20 protein-coding genes are annotated in these 18,843 nt (G+C 55.9%); 10 read left to right on the top strand and 10 right to left on the bottom strand.

Features of this window, described 5'->3' with window-relative positions; all coding sequences use genetic code 11:
* Window positions 1-161: 161 nt before the first annotated feature.
* Window positions 162-686 carry a hypothetical protein gene (locus ACR0DJ_RS01590; RefSeq protein ID WP_480683652.1) on the bottom strand — a complete coding sequence of 175 codons (525 nt, stop codon included), beginning with the start codon at window positions 684-686 and terminating at the stop codon, window positions 162-164.
* A 327-nt stretch (window positions 687-1,013) separates the two neighbouring features.
* On the opposite strand from ACR0DJ_RS01590, the gene ACR0DJ_RS01585 reads away from it, so the two are divergent.
* The 6 genes from ACR0DJ_RS01585 (at window position 1,014) to ACR0DJ_RS01560 (ending at window position 5,153) form a co-directional block, all read left to right on the top strand.
* Window positions 1,014-1,574, top strand: coding sequence for a recombinase family protein (locus ACR0DJ_RS01585; RefSeq protein WP_480683651.1), 561 nt, complete (start codon window positions 1,014-1,016; stop codon window positions 1,572-1,574).
* 1,168 nt (window positions 1,575-2,742) lie between these two features.
* Window positions 2,743-2,958, top strand: a complete 216-nt coding sequence (locus ACR0DJ_RS01580) for a hypothetical protein (protein ID WP_480686221.1) — start codon at window positions 2,743-2,745, stop codon at window positions 2,956-2,958.
* 96 nt (window positions 2,959-3,054) lie between these two features.
* Window positions 3,055-3,486: a c-type cytochrome gene (locus ACR0DJ_RS01575; RefSeq protein WP_480683650.1), complete on the top strand. Its 432-nt coding sequence runs from the start codon at window positions 3,055-3,057 to the stop codon at window positions 3,484-3,486.
* A 10-nt stretch (window positions 3,487-3,496) separates the two neighbouring features.
* Window positions 3,497-3,838, top strand: coding sequence for a copper resistance CopC family protein (locus tag ACR0DJ_RS01570; protein ID WP_480683649.1), 342 nt, complete (start codon window positions 3,497-3,499; stop codon window positions 3,836-3,838).
* Window positions 3,835-4,707, top strand: a complete 873-nt coding sequence (locus ACR0DJ_RS01565) for a copper resistance D family protein (RefSeq protein WP_480686220.1) — start codon at window positions 3,835-3,837, stop codon at window positions 4,705-4,707. The genes ACR0DJ_RS01570 and ACR0DJ_RS01565 overlap by 4 nt, the downstream gene beginning before the upstream one ends.
* A gap of 11 nt (window positions 4,708-4,718) precedes the next feature.
* Window positions 4,719-5,153 carry a c-type cytochrome gene (locus tag ACR0DJ_RS01560; protein ID WP_480683647.1) on the top strand — a complete coding sequence of 145 codons (435 nt, stop codon included), beginning with the start codon at window positions 4,719-4,721 and terminating at the stop codon, window positions 5,151-5,153.
* Window positions 5,154-5,492: 339 nt separating this feature from the next.
* Here the strand turns inward: ACR0DJ_RS01560 and ACR0DJ_RS01555 are convergent, their stop codons facing one another.
* From ACR0DJ_RS01555 to ACR0DJ_RS01540, 4 genes are read right to left on the bottom strand one after another with little or no spacing between them, the layout of a single operon-like run.
* Window positions 5,493-6,275, bottom strand: a complete 783-nt coding sequence (locus ACR0DJ_RS01555; protein ID WP_170346007.1) for a dimethylarginine dimethylaminohydrolase family protein — start codon at window positions 6,273-6,275, stop codon at window positions 5,493-5,495.
* A gap of 3 nt (window positions 6,276-6,278) precedes the next feature.
* Window positions 6,279-7,883, bottom strand: a complete 1,605-nt coding sequence (locus tag ACR0DJ_RS01550) for a 5-guanidino-2-oxopentanoate decarboxylase (protein WP_480683646.1) — start codon at window positions 7,881-7,883, stop codon at window positions 6,279-6,281.
* Window positions 7,880-9,064, bottom strand: a complete 1,185-nt coding sequence (locus tag ACR0DJ_RS01545) for a pyridoxal phosphate-dependent aminotransferase (RefSeq protein WP_480683645.1) — start codon at window positions 9,062-9,064, stop codon at window positions 7,880-7,882. Before ACR0DJ_RS01545 ends, ACR0DJ_RS01550 begins: the two co-directional genes overlap by 4 nt.
* Window positions 9,061-9,717, bottom strand: a complete 657-nt coding sequence (locus ACR0DJ_RS01540; protein WP_174818450.1) for a TetR/AcrR family transcriptional regulator — start codon at window positions 9,715-9,717, stop codon at window positions 9,061-9,063. Before ACR0DJ_RS01540 ends, ACR0DJ_RS01545 begins: the two co-directional genes overlap by 4 nt.
* 77 nt (window positions 9,718-9,794) lie before the next feature.
* Between ACR0DJ_RS01540 and ACR0DJ_RS01535 the strand changes: the two genes are divergently transcribed.
* Genes ACR0DJ_RS01535 through ACR0DJ_RS01520 form a run of 4 tightly spaced genes read left to right on the top strand, consistent with a single transcriptional unit; the run spans window position 9,795 to window position 12,955 of the window.
* Window positions 9,795-10,592 carry an ABC transporter ATP-binding protein gene (locus ACR0DJ_RS01535; RefSeq protein WP_170346004.1) on the top strand — a complete coding sequence of 266 codons (798 nt, stop codon included), beginning with the start codon at window positions 9,795-9,797 and terminating at the stop codon, window positions 10,590-10,592.
* Window positions 10,593-10,634: 42 nt separating this feature from the next.
* Window positions 10,635-11,399, top strand: a complete 765-nt coding sequence (locus ACR0DJ_RS01530) for a transporter substrate-binding domain-containing protein (protein ID WP_480683644.1) — start codon at window positions 10,635-10,637, stop codon at window positions 11,397-11,399.
* A gap of 9 nt (window positions 11,400-11,408) precedes the next feature.
* Window positions 11,409-12,161: an ABC transporter permease gene (locus ACR0DJ_RS01525; protein WP_117872369.1), complete on the top strand. Its 753-nt coding sequence runs from the start codon at window positions 11,409-11,411 to the stop codon at window positions 12,159-12,161.
* Window positions 12,158-12,955: an ABC transporter permease gene (locus ACR0DJ_RS01520; RefSeq protein ID WP_170346002.1), complete on the top strand. Its 798-nt coding sequence runs from the start codon at window positions 12,158-12,160 to the stop codon at window positions 12,953-12,955. Before ACR0DJ_RS01525 ends, ACR0DJ_RS01520 begins: the two co-directional genes overlap by 4 nt.
* A gap of 298 nt (window positions 12,956-13,253) precedes the next feature.
* Here ACR0DJ_RS01520 and ACR0DJ_RS01515 read toward each other — a convergent pair whose 3' ends face one another.
* The 5 genes from ACR0DJ_RS01515 to ACR0DJ_RS01495 form a co-directional block, all read right to left on the bottom strand.
* Entirely contained in the window at window positions 13,254-14,009 is a 756-nt protein-coding gene (locus ACR0DJ_RS01515) for an ABC transporter ATP-binding protein (protein WP_170346001.1), read from the bottom strand.
* 9 nt (window positions 14,010-14,018) lie between these two features.
* Window positions 14,019-14,774 (bottom strand): ABC transporter ATP-binding protein, encoded by a 756-nt coding sequence (locus ACR0DJ_RS01510; protein WP_170346000.1) that lies wholly within the window; start codon window positions 14,772-14,774, stop codon window positions 14,019-14,021.
* Window positions 14,775-14,784: 10 nt separating this feature from the next.
* A complete protein-coding gene (locus ACR0DJ_RS01505) occupies window positions 14,785-15,990 on the bottom strand; it encodes a branched-chain amino acid ABC transporter permease (RefSeq protein ID WP_425078872.1) in 1,206 nt (401 codons plus the stop codon).
* A gap of 3 nt (window positions 15,991-15,993) precedes the next feature.
* The gene (locus tag ACR0DJ_RS01500; protein ID WP_170345998.1) at window positions 15,994-17,025 is read right to left on the bottom strand and encodes a branched-chain amino acid ABC transporter permease; all 1,032 of its coding nucleotides are present in this window, start codon (window positions 17,023-17,025) and stop codon (window positions 15,994-15,996) included.
* A 105-nt stretch (window positions 17,026-17,130) separates the two neighbouring features.
* Window positions 17,131-18,477 (bottom strand): substrate-binding protein, encoded by a 1,347-nt coding sequence (locus ACR0DJ_RS01495; protein ID WP_170345997.1) that lies wholly within the window; start codon window positions 18,475-18,477, stop codon window positions 17,131-17,133.
* Window positions 18,478-18,843: the final 366 nt, after the last annotated feature.

Raw genomic sequence — 18,843 nt, 5'->3', positions numbered from 1 at the left:
GATGTAACTGCACAATGTTCCAACAGAATTTTCCGGCATATTTTTTCGTGCCCCTATCTATAGGTATCTGAGGGCGGGCTTCCCCCTTACCCCCCTCAAGCCTCAACGCCATAACTGGATTGCATAAGTGAAAAACCGAACCGCACACGGGCAATTAGTGGTTAAATCCCTGATTGCATGATCGCGCAAGTTACAGATATTGTGCCAGCAAAGAACGAGGCCAAAGATGTCGCTGCTGTGGCTATTGCCAACCAGTGTGCAACGTCCCTAATCTTCTGTCGCTTAGCAGCTTCCTCCTTACGCACAACGTACGGATGCTCCCATGTCAATGTCACCAGAGAAGCAATACCGTGGTCCATCAGATTAACCAAGTAAGCTAGAACAGCGGTCAAAGCTCCTGCACCTACACCGACCGCGAACCAGAGTATTGGCCATACGAGGTATGTGGAATTGAACTCTGCGGCACCGGCACTAGCCTCAACTGCTCCCAGAAAAGCCAAAAGAGAGATTACAGCCGCACCGTTCACAAGAATTAGCGTGCGTATCGCTAGCGCAGAAGTGTCTAGCGCTGCCTTCAAGTAGTCGTTTCGTTCCGCTGCATTTCGATCATGTGAACGAAGAGCGTGATCGCGGTTGAATTCTTCAAAGTATCTTGCACGTTCAAAGTCATTATTGTCATCAGTCATACCTTATCATGTACGAAGCCAAACCCAGCAACGCAAGATGCTGAGGTGTCGGCATTCTAGAACAGGAGCCTATGCTCGCTACACGTGCTAGGGTTTGCTACCGTGCCAGTGTCAAAATTGATTGACGCCAATCTGGGCGATACCAACTGAACTTGAACGGGAATTCAATTCGGACGTCCAAAGCAGCAATTTGTGAGCCGTGTTTCACTAGGCCCTGCCCCAGTGACACAACTGGCACAGATGCGAATAATGTCTCACAGATGTTGACTTTACCTTTTGAGACGATATGTACCTCAATGTCTAAGACTTTGAGAGGCAGAACAGATCATGCTTGTTGGCTATGCAAGAACTTCCACTTTGGATCAAACGGCGGGGCTTGATGCTCAACTACGGGAACTGGAACGGGCCGGGTGTGAGAAGGTATTCACCGAACAGGTATCCTCAGTGGACGTGAGAGCGCGTGAGAAGCTCACAGAGGCGCTGAACTTCATTCGTGAGGGTGATCACCTAGTAGTCACCAAGCTGGATCGTCTGGCGCGCTCTATGACCCACCTGATGGAAGTTCGCAGCCAGCTTGACGCCGCTGGGGCGCACCTGACGATTTTGGGCCTAAGTCTCGACACTGCCACGGCCCAAGGGAAGCTGATGTTGAACCTGCTGGGAAGTGTTGCCGAGTTTGAGCGCGAGATCATGCTGGAACGTCAGCGTGAAGGAATTGCCAAGGCCAAAGCTGCCGGAAAGTACAAAGGGCGCAAGCCAACCGCATTGGCAAAGTCTGACGAGGTGCTTGCTCTGGCAGGTAAAGGCGTCGGCGCTACCAAGATCGCTAAAGACCTCGAAATCAGCCGTGCATCGGTATACCGGATACTCAATGCAGGTCAACGCTGACCGCTGCTACCCCATTTGTTGGCGGAAAGGAGAGGTGAAATCTGTCCCTGAACAGATGTACGCTCGTGCCGGGTTATCTATCTTCTTTGCAATCTGTGTGCATATTTGCTGAGACCGACTTAGCCCTCCCTCAATTGAATACATAAAACCGGATAGGTGACGAAATCCCGTCATCTGTCTGCCGCTGCACGGTTATGTATTGGATTGAATACCAGATTGTACCAATCCTGAATGGTATACCTGATGTATGAACATAGTATGTGACCATAGATCACTATCATAGTTGATATTCATAGCATGCTTACCGGATGTATATACTGATACTATACACCTTAGCTAATAGCTGGATAGTATTCCATATATATAGATATACGTATATACATAGTGTATCTAGTTGTGTGATACACAGAGTATGCACACTGACTGTATATACCTAGTATAGTAGATCAATATCTATACATAGCACCATGGTGCAAATCACCTGTATAGCTAGCCATGGTAAACCACCAAATTGATATACTTGGTATATATAATAGATAGCAAATTGCTTATCTATCTGATTTAGATGTCTTCCGGCCTGCCAGCATGAAAACTTGTAGGCTTTGGTACTGCACTGCCAGCATCGAAACGTGACGGCTGCTGAACCACTTGGAGGCTGGATGCATCCAATCTCGGCTTCAAGTCCGAAGTTGGTTGGTAGGTCGGCTTAGTGCTTTTGTCGGGCTGGCGTTTGCTGCGTACCACGAACAGCACTACTACCCCTACAATGATAAGCAGTATCAATACTTCCACAGGATCGGGCCTTGTTAATTGTTTAGTTCAAAACAAACGCAGAGAAGTCCGCAAACACACTGCACGTTATGGTGGATACTGGTGTGAGTGAGAGGTTTTTCCAGTGGAAAATGGCCTAAATCACGTCTTGAACATCCGCCTTGGACCCAAGGCATAACTGGTCGCTACAAAATACCTAGTGTACCAACGTTGTAATGTGTCTTCCTCTGCATTAGCGTCCCGAACCATGGTCATAAGGCGATACTCCCGTGTTCTGCTAGTCAGCGTTCTGGTCATCCTGACCGGGTTGGGCACCATTGCTCAGGCCCTATCAATTGGCTGCATCGGCCACCACTGTGAAGGCCAAATGCAATCGGCGAAACACACTGTCGAAGCAATGAGCAGTGGCGATATCACAACCTCAACCACCCACCATGACCCGGACAGTTCAGGAACCGAGGAATGTAACCCCGCTTTCTGTCAAGCAGTTGTATTGCTGTCCCAGAACCGTGAAGCCGAGCAGGATCAACTGGATATTGACCCCGAGTTCCAGAGTAGAGCCCAAGCCAAGCTGAATGAACCAGACAGCCCTTACAGGCCCCCTGACCTTTGAAGCAGCGTAAATCCTTGCGGACGTAAGCGAACGGCACGTGCGGCTGTTCGCGATGTGTCGCAGCGTTACCAGCTTCCAGAATGTCAGGACCAGCCCATGAAAAAAAGATACTTACTAGTCGGCGTATGCACCGTCGCTGCCGTCGCCGCTTTCATAACTCTTCGACCCGGTTCAATCGAAGAGGCCGCACCACAGGAACCACTTGAAGGCGATGCTATGGTCGCAATTCAGATGCCGCCCATCGAGGGTAATGCCGCAATCGGCCAGCGTGTCTTTGAGGTCTCCTGCGCCTCCTGCCACGGCGTCAATGCGGTCGGTGTAGAAGGCGCAGGACCGCCTCTGATCCACAAAATATACGAACCCAGCCACCACGCTGATGAAGCCTTTCAGAGGGCGGTTTCACAAGGTGTAAGAAGCCACCATTGGCAGTTTGGCGACATGCCGCCCGTGGAAGGTCTGACGCGAGGTGACGTTGCCATGGTGATCGCGTACATTCGTGAAATTCAACGTGCCAACGGGATCAATTGAGGACAAGACCATGAAAAAGATCATAACGCTCGCACTCATGTCTGCCCTTCCCAGCGGCGTACTGGCGCATTCCAAGGTCGATGAAACAACCCCTGCCGACGGAGCCACAATAACTACTGTGCCCGCTGAAATCGGCCTCAACTTCTCTGAGGACATCCGACTGACACTGATAGAGATAGCCCATGAAGAACACTCGGCAGTAAGCCTAGATTTGGGCGACCAGACAAGTTTTGGTCAGAAATTCACGATCCCACTGCCGAGCAATGGAACGGGCACCTATGTCATTGAATGGCGAGGCTTAGGTGAAGATGGCCATGCGATGCAGGGCGAGTTTTCCTTTACCGTGGAATGAGCATGCCAGACATTTGGGGTATTGCCGCAGTCTTCGCAAAGCTGGGGCTCTACATCGGCTTTGCGGGCTCCACCGGGCTAATGATTGTTAGCTGCCTCTATTCCGGCTTTGTCGCACCGATTCACCGAGTGATGAAGCGCCAAGCTAGGGCCTTAGCGTGCCTTGCTCTCGCCGCAACGGTAGTTGGCTTCATGCTTCGTGGAGCCGCCTTAACAGGCGGAATTGACGGCATGGTCGATCCAGAGATGCTTGGTCTACTTTGGCAGACATCCGTGGGCGACGTCCTTGTCTACCGCCTTATCGGCGCAGTGATGATCCTTGTGGGACTGTCTGTTCCTCGGTTTGGTCTATGGATCGCATTGTTGGGTGGCACAGTGGCTTTGTGGTCCTTTGCACAGATCGGGCACGTGCCCGAACTAGAGAGTTTTGGCGTCCAACTCTTGCTCCTGTTGCATCTGCTATGTGTAGCCTTCTGGGTGGGCATCTTTAGCCCGCTGCGGAGTATGGCTCTCATGCCTGAACACCTGACAGATGCTGCTGAACTTGGTAATAGGTTTGGGCAAACTGCCGCGCTGGTTGTACCGGCTTTGATCGGTGCTGGCCTATGGATGGCTTGGTTACTTATCGGCAATCTCCAAGGGCTCTTGTTCACTGGCTACGGGCAGGCACTGTTGTTCAAAGTGTTCCTTGTGGGGCTGTTGTTGATCCTCGCCGCAGCGAACAAGCTCCGATTTGTTCCGTCCATGCAAAGTGGAGAGGCTAAAGCAGCGCGACACCTCGCTCGATCTATCGAGGTCGAGGCAATAGTCGTATTAGTGGTTTTGGCGACAACGGCGACACTCACCAGCGTACTAACACTTCCGAGTTAAGGTAGGTAGAGATGAACAAACACCTGTGTGCACTCGCTCTATGCAGTATTGGTACTAGCGTCGCTGCAGACCATGAGTTGTTAGACAGAGACCTTGCGAATGGGCAGGAACACTACGCAGAGCACTGTGCCTCATGTCATGGAGTTAATCTGGAAGGCCAACCCAACTGGCAAACACCCGACGATGACGGAGTGTTACCTGCACCACCACATGACGTGACAGGGCACACATGGCACCATGATAACCAGCTACTGTTTGAGTATAGCAAACTAGGTGGAGCAGACGCATTGGCGGCACGCGGCATCCAAGACTTCAATAGTGGCATGCCCGGCTTTGAAAGCACCCTAACTGACGAAGACATATGGGACGTGCTGGCCTACATACGTTCCACTTGGCCCGACGATGTTCAGCAAATGCAGGCCAGCCGCAACCTTCCGCACCAGTAGAAGACAGTAGTCTGGTGTGTGTTTGGATGTACACAGTTCAACGTAGCAGGTTGTGCACTTCTATGTGTGACACTATGGTGAGACACACTGCAAACCAACACACTACAATAGTGTTTACTATCAGTGCATTAGGCGTTCTGTGGCGTTTCCCCTAGGCTCCACCAAAACCTAACAGAACAACCAGATAGCAAGCATCAGCGCGGTGTGACACACAGGTGTGACACAAAATGAAGCTGCATGCGTAACCGGAAGAGACCAAGCTTGTTCACCGCTTGTCTTTCGAACCATCAAGACGCCGACCTGCCGAATTCACTGGGGTCTGAATCCGGCAGCTGACCCTCAGAATCTCAATGACAGACAGGACATGCCACCATCAAGCTTTGCACAATCGGTATTGTCAATTTCAATGACCTCATAGCCTTCGCGATCCAGCATCTCTGCGGTGCGAGGGAAGCCAGCGGCCATCAGCACCAGATTGTTGAACCGGATCGCGTTTGCCGCTGCCTCTTCACCGTCTGCAACATGCAGCACCCGGTAGCCTTCAAAGCAGCCCGAAGCGTCCAATCGCCGGGTCGCAAGGATTGTCTCGGCATCCATCAGCGAACAATCCGTTTTGAAGTGCAAAACGCCCTCGGGCGTGAACACTTCCCGCAGTTTGTAACCCCATTCAGAGGTGATTTTCGCCAGTTCCTCGACACCTTCCGCGTCGGTGCGGTCTGACCGGCCCACAAGGATTTCGCGACCGGTTACAAGGATGTCTCCGCCCTCGATATGGCCGGGACCTTTGATCTGTGTGACCGTATCATAGCAGGCCCGCAGAGCCGGAGCGATCTCGGCCACTTCCCCCATCCGCGAAGGCGCGCCCGGCCGCATCAGCACAGCACCCTGCGGCAGGCACAGCGCCGTATCTTCGACAAACTGCGCGTCAGGGAACGCATCCAGAGGATCAAGCTCAATCACCTCGGCCCCGGTGCTTTTCAGTGCTGCCACATATGACCCATGCGCGGCCATCATCCCATCGAAATCCGGGTTTCCGATATCTTCTGCGCGCAATCCATCAGCTATGGTCGGTGCCGGGCGGCGGGTGATCGCGCGGGAAAACTCAAAAGTTGGGTCTGACATGTTTCAATCTCTCTGAGGTTCGAATTTCGGAGCGGTGACTTCGATCATCGCGGGCCCGTCCAGGGCCGCCGTTTCGCGTAACGCTTGTGCGACGGCCTGAGGGTTATCGGGAACCCTGGTGTGTGGAATGCCAAAGGATCTGGCTGTCGCTGCAAAATCGGGGGGTGTGGGGTCACATCCAATGACCGTCACACCTGCATCCTGCATCGATGTGGCGATTTCCCGGTACCCGTGATTGTTCCAGATCACGAACGTGACCGGCAGGTTTTCGTCTACTGCGGCCATTGCTTCCGGCATTGAAAACTGCGCTCCGCCATCGCCGACGATGCATATTACCCGCGCCGTTGGATCGGCAATCGACGCGCCGATGGCGGCGGGTATGCCATAGCCGAGCGCACCATACCCCGTTGCCGCATTGAACCAGCCACCTGTCCGGTCGTGGTCATAGTAAAGATTGCCGGCATAAATGGGCTGGGTGGAATCCCCGACCATCAGAGCATTCGGAGACGCGGAGCGCATCGCATTCAGTATCTCCACCTGTTTGCGATAATCCGGGCCGATCTCCTGCCAGGCCGCGTCGCGCGTTGATCTGGCACGTTCCGCACCGTCGCTTTGCCGTGCCCTCTGCGGCAGGGCCTCATACAGTGCTGGCACAACCAGGTCGACGTCGCCTTGAATGGCAATCGTTGCCTCATGCCGTGAAAGCTGATCGCTGCACCGTTCAACCCGTATCAGGCCGGACAGTTTCGCAACCTGACCGGTGGCATACATGTCATAATCGGTTGGCCCAAGCTCGGTTCCCAAGGCCAGAACGCAATCGGCGCTTTCCAACAATGCGCGCACCGCCTTCAGGCTGGGGCTGGCCGGAACGGTCAGAGCGTGCCCGTGCATCAGGCCGCGCGCATTGACGGTTTGCACAACAGGGGCATCCAGGGCTTCGGCCAGTGCTTGCAGTCCCGCCTCGGCACGTTTCGCCCCGCCGCCCGCCAGAATGACGACTTTCTTTGCGTCAGTCAGTTGCCCTGAGGCCTGCCTGATCAAAGCCGGGTTGACCGGAGGATCAGGGTCAGGCGTCTCGACTGCTGTTTCCTGATATTCCGCCGCTGCGATATCCAGCGGGACCTCTATATGTACCGGCCCGGGGCGACCGTTGGTGAGGTTGTGAAAAACACGCGCCAAGACCGGGTCCAGAGCGCCGGGGCCGGTGACCTGTTCGGACACCAACGCAACCGTTTTCGCCAGCCCCATTTGGTCTGGCAATTCGTGCAGATGCCCCAAACCCTTGCCAAGCGATCCGGTTTTGTTGACCCCGGACACCACCAGCATCGGTATTGAATCGGCCCGCGCCTGCGCCATCGGCGTCAGCGTATTGGTCAATCCGGGGCCGGTGATCACAAAGGCAACACCAGGCTTGCCCGCCACACGCGCATAGCCATCGGCCATGAAACCTGCGCCCTGTTCGTGTCTGGGTGTAATGTGCCGGATGCCCGAAGCGGCAAGACCTCGGTACAGTTCCACCGTGTGAACGCCTGGTATTCCAAAGACGCAGGTCACATCCCTTTGGCAAAGCTTGGCAACCAGAGCTTCGCCAATTGTCATACCGCTCATGCGACCTCACGTGATTTGCTGTTGGCGTGATCGATGATACGGGAAACCGCAATTCCAAAGTCCGTGTCACTGATCGTCAGGGCGACCCGCACCCAGTCCTTCAGGCTGTCCCCAAAGGCGGACCCCGGCATGACGGCCACCCCGGCCTGTAGCAGGTCCCAGGCATAGGCTTCGCCATCCAGCCCGGTGGCAGAGACATTGATGAGTGCGAACATTCCCGCCTCGGGCCGGTGAACTTTCAGATCCGTTTCCGCTTCAAGACGATCGGCCAGCAGGGTCGCGCGGCCAGAAAAGCGGGCGGCCATGCCGGGGGCAACCTCGGACCCGTCGCGGATCGCTTTTTCGGTCATGTCCGCGATGAAAGGCTGATTGCCAAAAAGCATGGTCTCGGAATAGGGCAGCAGCGCTTCGCAGAACGCGGCGGGCCCGACACACCAGCCACTGCGGAACCCCGGAGCGGCATGAGATTTCGAAATGGATGATACGCCAATGACACGATCCGCCAGTTCCGGATCCGCCAATGGCGAAACAAATCGGGCACCGTCAAAGATCAATTCTTCATAAACCTCGTCCGAGATGATCCACAAGTCATGCGCAATCGCCAGCTGCCCGATCTCGGCAATGTCCGCGGCGGTCAGGATCGCGCCCGTCGGGTTATGCGGCGTAGTCAGAAGAATGGCACGGCTGCGCGGAGTGATGCGGGCCGCGATATCTGCGGCCTGCATGCGAAACCCTTTCTCGGGCCGCAGCGGTACGGGCACCATCTCGGCCCCAGATGCGCGAACGACACCTTCATAGGTCGCGTACATCGGATCGCCGACCAGCACTTCGTCGCCCGCCTCGGCGACCCCGGCCATGGCGGCAAACAGGGCGGTCTGCGTCCCGGGAAAGCACAGAAAATTCTCAGGCCCGAATGCCCGCCCACGCGAGGCAGAGTAGCGCGCAGCCAGCGCGTCTAGCAGTCCGGCTTCTCCGCGCCCATTGGAATACCCTGTCCGCTGCGCCCGCAATGAGGTTACGGTGGCTTCGACCAATGCGTCCGGCACGGGCACGTCCGGTTCTCCTATCGTCATTTCGACGATATCCGCTCCGGCCTTGATAAGGTCGCGCGCTTTCAGGTGCACGCCCCATTTGGCGCCCCCCAAGCCCGCCAACCGTTCTGTCACGGATGTGGTCTTCATGACTGCTCCACTTCTTTGGTCAATGGAATCCCGACGATGGCGCTGACGGAATCCAAACCGATCTGCGCCAGTTGGCCTTCGGAAAAAGCATCCGGAAGCGCCCCCCCTTCAAGCCACAGCCCGTCGATCACCGCGTTGCAGGCGATGGCCAGTTGCATTGCCTCTGACGCATCAACCGAACGCCCAGTTTCTTGCAGCGCAGCAACGATCAGCTTCTCGAGGTGATCCCGGAAATAGTTGTAGGTTTGCTGGTGAATGCGCTGCATTTTCGGGTCATGCTGCACCTTGTTCAGGAAGCCTGCCCACAAGGCCACAGCGCTTGGATCGACGATTGGTGGTCGCAGTGACGCGTCGACGAAGTTGGTCAGCCGAGAAACCGCGCTTCCCTTTCCTGACGAAGCAGCTGTCTGGTCTGTCAGCGTATTCATGTGGTGCTCATACGCCGCCTGAACCAGATCTTCCTTGGATGAGAAATAGTGCCGGATCAGCCCTTGGGTCACGTTCGCGCGGGCTGCGATCTCACGCACTGTGGCGCCCCGAACGCCCATCTCGGCGATCAGATCCAAAGTCGCCAGAATCAGCGCCTCGCGGCGAAACTCGGCAGACTCACGTTTGAATTTGCGGCTGTCGTCCTGCACGTCAGTGTCATCCATGGCATGGAGTTATTATACACTTGCATAATTGCGAGATTCGGGGCTTACTGCAAGCTGAAATCAGAAGATTCTTGGATATGGACACAGCCAAAGCAGTTTCACCCGCACCCGAAGCAACCACGCCCGACGAGGCGATCAAGGTTGAGGATCTGCACAAATCCTTTGGCACGCTGGAGGTTTTGAAAGGCGTATCCCTGACCGCAAACAAGGGGGATGTTGTTGCCATTATCGGGGGGTCAGGCTCTGGAAAATCCACCATGCTGCGCTGCATCAACTTTCTGGAAACGCCGAGTTCAGGAAAGATCAACATTGGCGGCGAACTGGTTGAAATGCACGCGGATGGCAGCCCTTCCAACCGCCGTCAGATCGAACGTATCCGCACACGGCTGGCCATGGTCTTCCAGCAGTTCAATCTGTGGACACACCGTACGCTTTTGGAAAACGTGATCGAAGTGCCCGTGCATGTCCTCAAGGTGCCGAAGGCAGAGGCGATCGCGCGGGCGCATGAACTGCTGAAGAGGGTGGGCCTCGGCGACAAGGCCGACACCTATCCGGCCTATCTTTCGGGTGGTCAGCAACAGCGCGCCGCCATCGCCCGGGCGCTTGCGGTCGATCCTTCGGTGATGCTTTTCGATGAACCCACGTCGGCGCTTGATCCCGAGCTTGTTGGCGAGGTTCTGACCGTGATCCGCGATCTTGCCGCCGAAGGGCGCACAATGCTGCTTGTCACCCATGAAATGAAATTTGCACGCGAAGTCGCAGACCACGTTGTCTATCTCTTCGAGGGCCGTATCGAAGAGCAGGGTCCGCCTGCCGAGGTCTTCGGCAACCCGAAATCAGAACGCTTGAAGCAGTTCCTCAGCTCGGTCGCCTGATCCGGAAAAACAACACATAATGAACCAAAAGGGAGTATCAAAATGAACATCAAGAAAGTGCTCGCGTCCGGCCTTGCCGCCGCTGTCCTTTCGGCTGGTGTCGCCAGCGCCGAAGAGGTCAAGATCGGCATCGCGGCCGAACCTTATCCGCCCTTCGCGTCGCTGGACAGCTCAGGCAACTGGGTCGGTTGGGAGATCGATGTCATCAATGCGGTCTGCGCCGCTGCGGAGCTTGACTGTGTCATCACACCGGTCGCCTGGGACGGTATCATCCCGTCGCTGACCGGACAGCAGATCGACGCCATCATGGCATCAATGTCGATCACCGAGGAGCGGCTGAAAACCATTGATTTCAGCGATCCTTACTACAACACACCTGCCGTCATCGTCGCGGACAAATCGATGGATATCGAAGCGACCCCCGAGTCGCTGGCCGGTAAGGTTGTCGGCGTTCAGGCTTCGACCATCCATCAGGCTTATGCACAGGAATACTTCAAGGATTCCGAGCTGAAAGTTTATCAGACTCAGGATGAGGCCAACCAGGACCTGTTCGCAGGCCGCATTGACGCCACACAGGCCGACAGTATTGCCATGGCGGACTTCGTGAACTCGGATGCCGGGGCATGCTGTGAAATCAAAGGCGCCGTCGCAGATGATCCGGCTATCCTGGGGCGAGGCGTTGGCGCCGGTGTTCGCAAGGGCGATGATGACCTGCTTGCAGCGCTGAACAAGGGCATCGCGGCAATTCTTGCCGATGGAACGCACGAGAAGATCACCTCGAACTATTTCTCGGCCAGCATCTACTAAGCTGTCGCTGTGACCGGACTGTTGGAATCGCTTGGATTGGCGCAGAGCGCAGAGCTACTGTCGCTGTCGCCACCGGGTTGGGGGGGCAATCTGCTGCGCGGATTGTCCCACTCATTGCAGATCGCTTTTGGTGCATATGCGCTTGGCCTCGTGATCGGATTGTTCGGAGCCTATGGCAAACTATACGGCGGGAAGGTCACACGCGACCTTCTTGCCATTTACACGACCGTGATCCGGGCCGTGCCGGAACTGGTCTTGATCCTGATCCTGTATTACGTGGGATCTGACATCATCAACAAAATCTCCGCTGCAATGGGTGGAGGCCGGGTCGAGGTCAATGGCGTCGCCGCGGGCATTTGGGTTCTCGGCGTTGTTCAGGGCGCATATGCAACCGAGATTCTGCGCGGAGCCATTCAGGCGGTTCCACCCGGACAGATCGAGGCGGCCAAGTCCTACGGGATGCCCGCATTCATGACCATGCGGCGTGTCACGATCCCCGCCATGATGGGTTTTGCTGTACCCGGTCTGGCCAACTTGTGGCTGATTGCCACCAAGGACACTGCACTGCTCGCGGTCGTGGGGTTCAACGAACTGACACTGGAAACCCGGCAGGCCGCCAGCAGCACCCGGGCCTATTTTACCTTCTTTCTGGCAGCGGGTTTTCTCTACCTCATGGTCACTCTCTTTTCGGGTGGTATCTTCGCGCGGATCGAGAAATGGGCGCGTCGCGGTCAACCTTCTCTGAAAGGAGGTGGCAGATGATCGACCTCAGGTCCTTGATGCAACCCCATCGGATCGTGATGATGCTGATCTTTGCCGGGATCGTGATCTGGTGTGCCATGTCTTTGCGATGGGACTGGTTGCCAAAATACGCCCCGCTTGCCTTGCAGGGGATCTGGACCACGCTCTGGCTGCTTGTTGTCACCGTCGTTCTCGGATTTCTGCTGGCCGTACCACTCGGGTTGGCCCAGGCCGTTGGGCCCTGGTACCTTGCGGCCCCGGCCAAGGCGTTTTGCACCATCATTCGGGGCACACCCCTGCTTTTGCAGCTTTGGTTGCTGTATTATGGCCTCGGCTCATTGTTCCCTCAATTCCCATGGATACGATCGTCCGAGCTTTGGCCGTATCTGCGTCAGGCCTGGCCTTATGCGGTGCTGGCTTTGACGCTTTCTTATGCCGGCTATGAAGGTGAGGTGATGCGCGGAGCCTTCAAAGGCGTCGCCAAAGGTCAGCTGGAGGCGGCAAAGGCGTTTGGCATGCCAAGGCTGACGATGTTCCGCCGCATCTGGTTGCCGCAGGCAATTCGCAATGTCCTGCCGACCCTGGGCGGTGAAACCATTCTCCAGTTGAAGGCGACGCCCTTGGTTGCCACGATTACGGTGGTTGATATCTATGCCGTGTCATCCCGGGTGCGGTCCGACACGTTCATCATCTACGAGCCGCTCATCCTGCTGGCCGTATTCTATATTCTCGTTGCTGGTATTATTGCCCTGATGTTCCACTGGCTGGAAGTGAAGGTGCTGGGAACCGGAAGCCGCAATGGGTCTGCCGGATAATACCAGCCGGAAGTGAAGCGAGACCCACGGCCCCGCTCCGGACACAGGTTTCGTCGGCGCGTTTTCAGACCGATTGAAACCATGGGCACACGGTCAAGACGGTTGCCCGGAATGGCTTGGGGAAGGTTCGGCTTGCAGCCCTTGCGACGTAGGTACCGGCAACCCGGGACTGGTGCCTGGCCTTCTTATCCATTGCACAACGACCTGGAACACCGCGCCGCAATCGTCTGGTCGGCGCAGTGGCGGATGTCACGAACTGATCGTGCCCATTGGCTCTGTTTGCCAATCAGAACAACGCTCAGATGGCCAGATATTCCTCACGAAGACTGGTGTCCTCAAGCACTTCTTTTGCCGTTCCGTCGAACACGATGGTCCCGGTATCAAGGATGATCGCGCGGTCCGCCAGCTCCAAAGCGCGCACGGCGTTCTGTTCAACGATGATCGTTGTCATACCCTGCTGCTTGACGTGTATGAGGGTTTTTTCGATTTCGTCGACAATGACAGGCGCCAAACCTTCATAGGGTTCATCCAAAAGCAGCACTTTGATGTCCCTGGCAAGAGCCCTGGCGATCGACAGCATCTGCTGTTCGCCACCCGACAGTGTAATCCCTTCCTGCTTCCTGCGCTCTCCGAGACGCGGAAACAGCTCATAAAGCCGTTCAAGGGACCATCCGATCGGAGGCGCAATCTGTGCAAGTTGCAGGTTTTCTTCGACTGTCAGGCCGGGAATGATGCGTCTGTCTTCCGGTACAAGACCAAGGCCCACTGCCGCCGCTTCATAGCTTGTCATGTTGTGCAACGGCTTGTGGTCCAACCAGATTTCGCCATGTCTGACTTCTGGATCTCCAACTCTCGCGATCGAACGCAGCGTCGAGGTCTTGCCCGCGCCGTTGCGTCCAAGAAGGGCAAGAATCTCGCCTTCATGTACGTTGAAGCTGACGCCCTGCACGATGTAGCTTTCTCCATAGTAGGAGTGCATGTCCCAAACGGAAAGAAACGCAGGGGCGGTGCTGGCCAGATTGGCGTTTTTCGAAAAGTCAGGTTTCTCGTTCATAGCTTTTCCTTACGCAGCCTCGCCCAGATAGGCCTCGCGAACCTTTGGGTTTCCGCGGATGTTTTCGGGAGTATCTTCAACCAAAGGCGTGCCCTGGGCCAGAACAGTGATGCGTTCGGCAAGGCTGAAGACGACATGCATGTCATGCTCGATGATCGCGATGGTGATATCGCGTTCATCCTTGATCTGTTTCAGCAGGTCGATCGTGTTGTTGGTATCCGCCCTCGCCATCCCCGCCGTCGGTTCATCCAGCAGCAACAGCCGCGGATTCTGGCTGAGGCACATGCCGATCTCGAGCCGTCGCTTGTCGCCCCGCGACAGCGAGGCCGCGTGCATCTCACGCTTGTCGGCCATGTTCATCTCTTCCAGCATCGCTTCGGCCTGTTCGACAACAGCCTTTTCGTTGGCGATGGTTTCATAAGCATGCATCCGGAACGCCCCATCCCGCATGGCGAAGATCGGAATCAGCATGTTCTCCATCACTGTCAATTCACCAAAAATCTCTGGTGTCTGAAACACGCGGCTTATGCCCATCTGGTTGATCTGGAAGGGCTCAAGCCCCAAGACCGAGGCGTTGTCGAACAACACGGACCCGGTGTCTGGCATGAGCTTGCCGACCAGACAATTCAGCAAGGTCGATTTGCCCGCCCCATTGGGCCCGATGATTGCGTGAACCGAATTCTCCTCGACGCTGAGATTCACATCCGTGAGTGCCTTGAGGCCGCCGAAGCGCTTGCTGACGTCTTTGACTCTTAGAATTGCCATGGCTCGCCCCTTATTCCGCCGGTTCCGTTTTACCCGACGTCGCGTCGTCGGATTTTGATTTCTTGCGCTTGAGCCGGTTCAGCAAACGCTGACCACCTTCGACAAGACCACCCGGCAGGTAGATAACGACAAGCATGAAAAGAATGCCCAGCGTCAGATGCCAGCCCTTGCCGATGAACGGATGGATCACGAATACCACCGCGTCCTCCAGCCCGTCAGGCAGGAATGCAAACCAGCTGTGCAACACGTTGTCGTTGATCTTCGAGAAGATGTTTTCGAAATACTTGATGAAGCCCGCACCCAGCACCGGACCGATCAAGGTTCCCGTGCCGCCCAGGATCGTCATCAGAACGACCTCGCCCGATGCGGTCCACTGCATCCGTTCGGCACCTGCCAGCGGGTCCATTGCGGCCATCAGCCCACCAGCCAGGCCGGCATACATGCCCGAGATGACAAATGCCGCCAGCGTGTACGGTTTCGAATTCAGGCCGGTATAGTTCATCCGCTGCTGGTTCGACTTCACCGCCCGCAGCATCATCCCGAAAGGTGAACGAAAGATTCGGATCGCCAGGTAGAAGACCACCATCATAATCACCGCGCACAGATAGTATCCCGCGTTGAAATCAAAGCTCCACGCGCCCACGTCCAGCGTGTAGGTCGCGCGCATCGGCAGGCCGAACAGATGCGGCAGATCCGGCGAGTTCGCCCCTTGCAGTATTTGTGGATCATCCGCGTAAACCTGCAATCCCGTTTCCCCGTTCGTCAGGTTGAACTTGGGGTTGGACAACACCGAATAAGCCAACGCAAAGCTCATCTGGGCGAAGGCCAGCGTGAGGATCGAAAAATAGATGCCCGACCGGCGCAGGCTGACAAACCCGATCAGCAAAGAGAACACTCCGGCGACCACAACGCTGAGTGCGATAGCCGGGATGATGTTGTAGCTCAGCAGCTTGAACATCCATACGGCGGAATAGGATCCAACGCCCAGAAAGGCCGCGTGACCGAAGGACAGGTATCCGGTAAGGCCGAACAGGATGTTGAAGCCGATGGCAAAGATGCCAAAGATCACGAAACGTTGCATCAGGTCCGGATAGCCCGCGTTGAATTGCGCCATGGCGCTGCCTTCGGGGAACGGATTCAGGATGAAGGGCGCCAGCATCGTAAGGATGCCGACGATGATCAGCAGGCTGGTGTCTTTTTTGTTCAGTCCCAACATCGATTATTCCTCCATCACGCCTTTGCGTCCCATCAAACCGCGCGGGCGTGTGAGCAGCACAATAATGGCAACAAGGTAGATGATGATTTGGTTGATGCCCGGGATCGTCGTCGTGGCCCAGGTCGTAGAGGCGAAGCTTTCGAGAATGCCCAGCAGAAAGCCAGCCAGCACGGCGCCGGGAAGAGACCCCATGCCGCCAACGACAACCACAACGAAACTGAGGACCAGAAAATCCATCCCCATGTGATAGTTTGGTGGGTTGAGCGGCCCGTACATGACGCCCGCCAAACCGGCCACCGCGGCAGCAATACCGAACATGATCGTAAAGCGCCGGTCGATGTTGATCCCCAGCAAGCCCACAGTTTCGCGATCCGCCATGCCGGCGCGCACAACCATGCCGAAGGTGGTGAATTGCAGGAATGAGAAGACGGCACCGATTATGGCGACCGCAAAGCCGAAATAAACCAGGCGCCAGATCGGGTAGATGATCGCGTTGGGATCAAACCCGATCATTGTGCCAAGGTCGATAGAGCCACTCAGCGCGTCGGGCGGCGGGGTCTGGATGGGGTTGGCACCAAAGAAATACTTTACGATTTCCTGCAACACGATCGCCAGGCCGAACGTGACAAGGATCTGGTCTGCGTGGGGGCGTTTGTAGAAATGCTTGATAAGCCCGCGTTCCATCACATAGCCAACCGCCAGCATGATCGGGATCGCAAACAGGATTGCCAATGGAACGGACCAGTCGATGATCGTCGCCCCGAACTCCGGGCCAAACCATGCTTGGACATAAGGTGTTTCCACTTTCAGCGGGTTGCCAAGAAAGTCGGTTTGGCTCTCGTCGATGGTTACAAAGCTCAGGTTCATGAGCTTTTGCAAAGTGACGGCACAGAACGCGCCGATCATGAACAGGGCCCCGTGGGCAAAGTTCACAACGCCGAGCGTCCCGAAAATAAGCGTCAGCCCCAGCGCAATCAGCGCATAAGCCGACCCTTTGTCCAGACCGTTCAGAATTTGCAATAGGATGGCGTCCATTGGCCCACCTCAGGGTTGGTCAGTGTGAATTGAGTGGCACAACAGGATCAACCCTGCTGTAGATGTCTGGCCACCATTTTGGCAGCCAGACTTTGATACGCGGTCTTATGCGCCCGGGTTACACTCACCCAATGCGCCACCGGCGAACATCGGATGCTCCGGATCGTATTCGACCTGCGCGCGTGGCGTGATCTCGACGATCTCCAGAGTGTCATAGGCGTTGGTCGGGTTCATGTTGCCACGCACGACCAGCACATCCTTGAAGCACTGGTGATCCGCGCCGCGATACCAGGTCGGGCCGTTGCCCAGGCCGTCGAACTCGAAGTCTTCCAGCGCTTCCGCAACACCGCATGGGTTGAATGTACCGGCACGCTCGCAAGCATCCGCATAAAGCAGAACCTGTGCATAGCAGGTCTGGGCCGAGTTGGACGGCGGCTTGCCGTATTTCTCGCCGAAGGACTTCACGAAAGCCTTGGTGCCTTCATCCTGCAACTGCCAGTTCCAGTTCATCGAACCCAGCACGCCCTTGATGTTCTCGCCCGCACCGGCGGCCATCAGTTCCGAATACAGCGGCACGACGATCTTGAAGTCCTTGCCGTTGGCGACCTTGTCGAGCAGGCCGAACTGAATCGCGTTGGTCAGCGAGTTCACCATGTTGCCGCCATAGTGGTTCAGAACCAGAACGTCCGCGCCCGAGTTCAGAACCGGAGTGATGTAGGACGAGAAGTCTGTTGACGCGAGTGGCGTTTTGACGGTGTTGACCGTTTCCCATCCCAGGGCTTCGGTCGAGGCGACGATCGACTCTTCCTGGGTCCAGCCCCAGTTGTAGTCCGCCGTCAGGTGATAGGCGCGGCGGTCGTTGCCCATCTCGGCGGCCAGCACCGGCGCAAGCGCAGCGCCCGACATGTAGGCGTTGAAGAAATGGCGGAAACCATTGGCCTTCTTGTCCTTGCCGGTGGTGTCGTTGGCGTGGGTCAGACCTGCCATAAAGATCACACCCGCTTCTTGACACAGGCCCTGAACCGCAACGGCCACGCCCGAGGACGACCCGCCGTTGATCATGATCGCACCGTCTTTTTCGATCATCGACTTTGCAGATGCACGCGCGGCGTCCGACTTGGTCTGGGTGTCACCTGTGACGAACTCGACCTTCTTGCCGAGGATGCCATTGCCCTTCAGCGCCTTCGACGTGAAGGTGTTCAGGCAACCGCCGTCGCCCTCTCCGTTCAGGTGTTCCACCGCCAGCTGTTGCGCCAGCAGCTCGTCATTTCCCTCTTCCGCATACGGCCCGGTCTGGGGAACGTTGAAGCCCAGGGTCACGGACCCTCCGGTTGGTTCGTTGGTGTAAGCGGCAGCCGACGAAGCCGTGAAGATCGTAGGCAGGGCCAGACCGGTGCCTGCAACGGCACCAGACTTCAACACGCCGCGGCGTGTGACAGATTTGTTGGTCATTAATTCCTCCCATTTCCCTTTCTTTCGTCGTCTGGCTCCTCTTCCAGCAGACGAAAGCGCACTTATGTGCATTTCAATAATGGAAACGCAGTGGAAAATTTCACAACAAATTACTGGATTTGAAACAAAATTTTGTAAACGTCTTGACGAAATTCAAGATCATTTGAAAAACTCTCTGGCGTTGAATAATTTAAATATATATTTTTCATATATTTAAATGTAAATATAGACGACGCAATTGCCAGACATGACAGCAATGTTCGTTCACTGCTGCGCCAAAAGACGATTTCCCATGCAAAGCCAGCCTTTTCAACACGTTGAATGGAAACAAGCTCTCTGCCCCTCCCTCATCTGACGGTCCAGTTT

The sequence above is a fragment of the Ruegeria sp. BF10 genome, from assembly GCF_056538725.1.
Note: the sequence above shows the minus strand (reverse complement) of the source record. Positions and strands in the feature narration are given on the sequence as shown.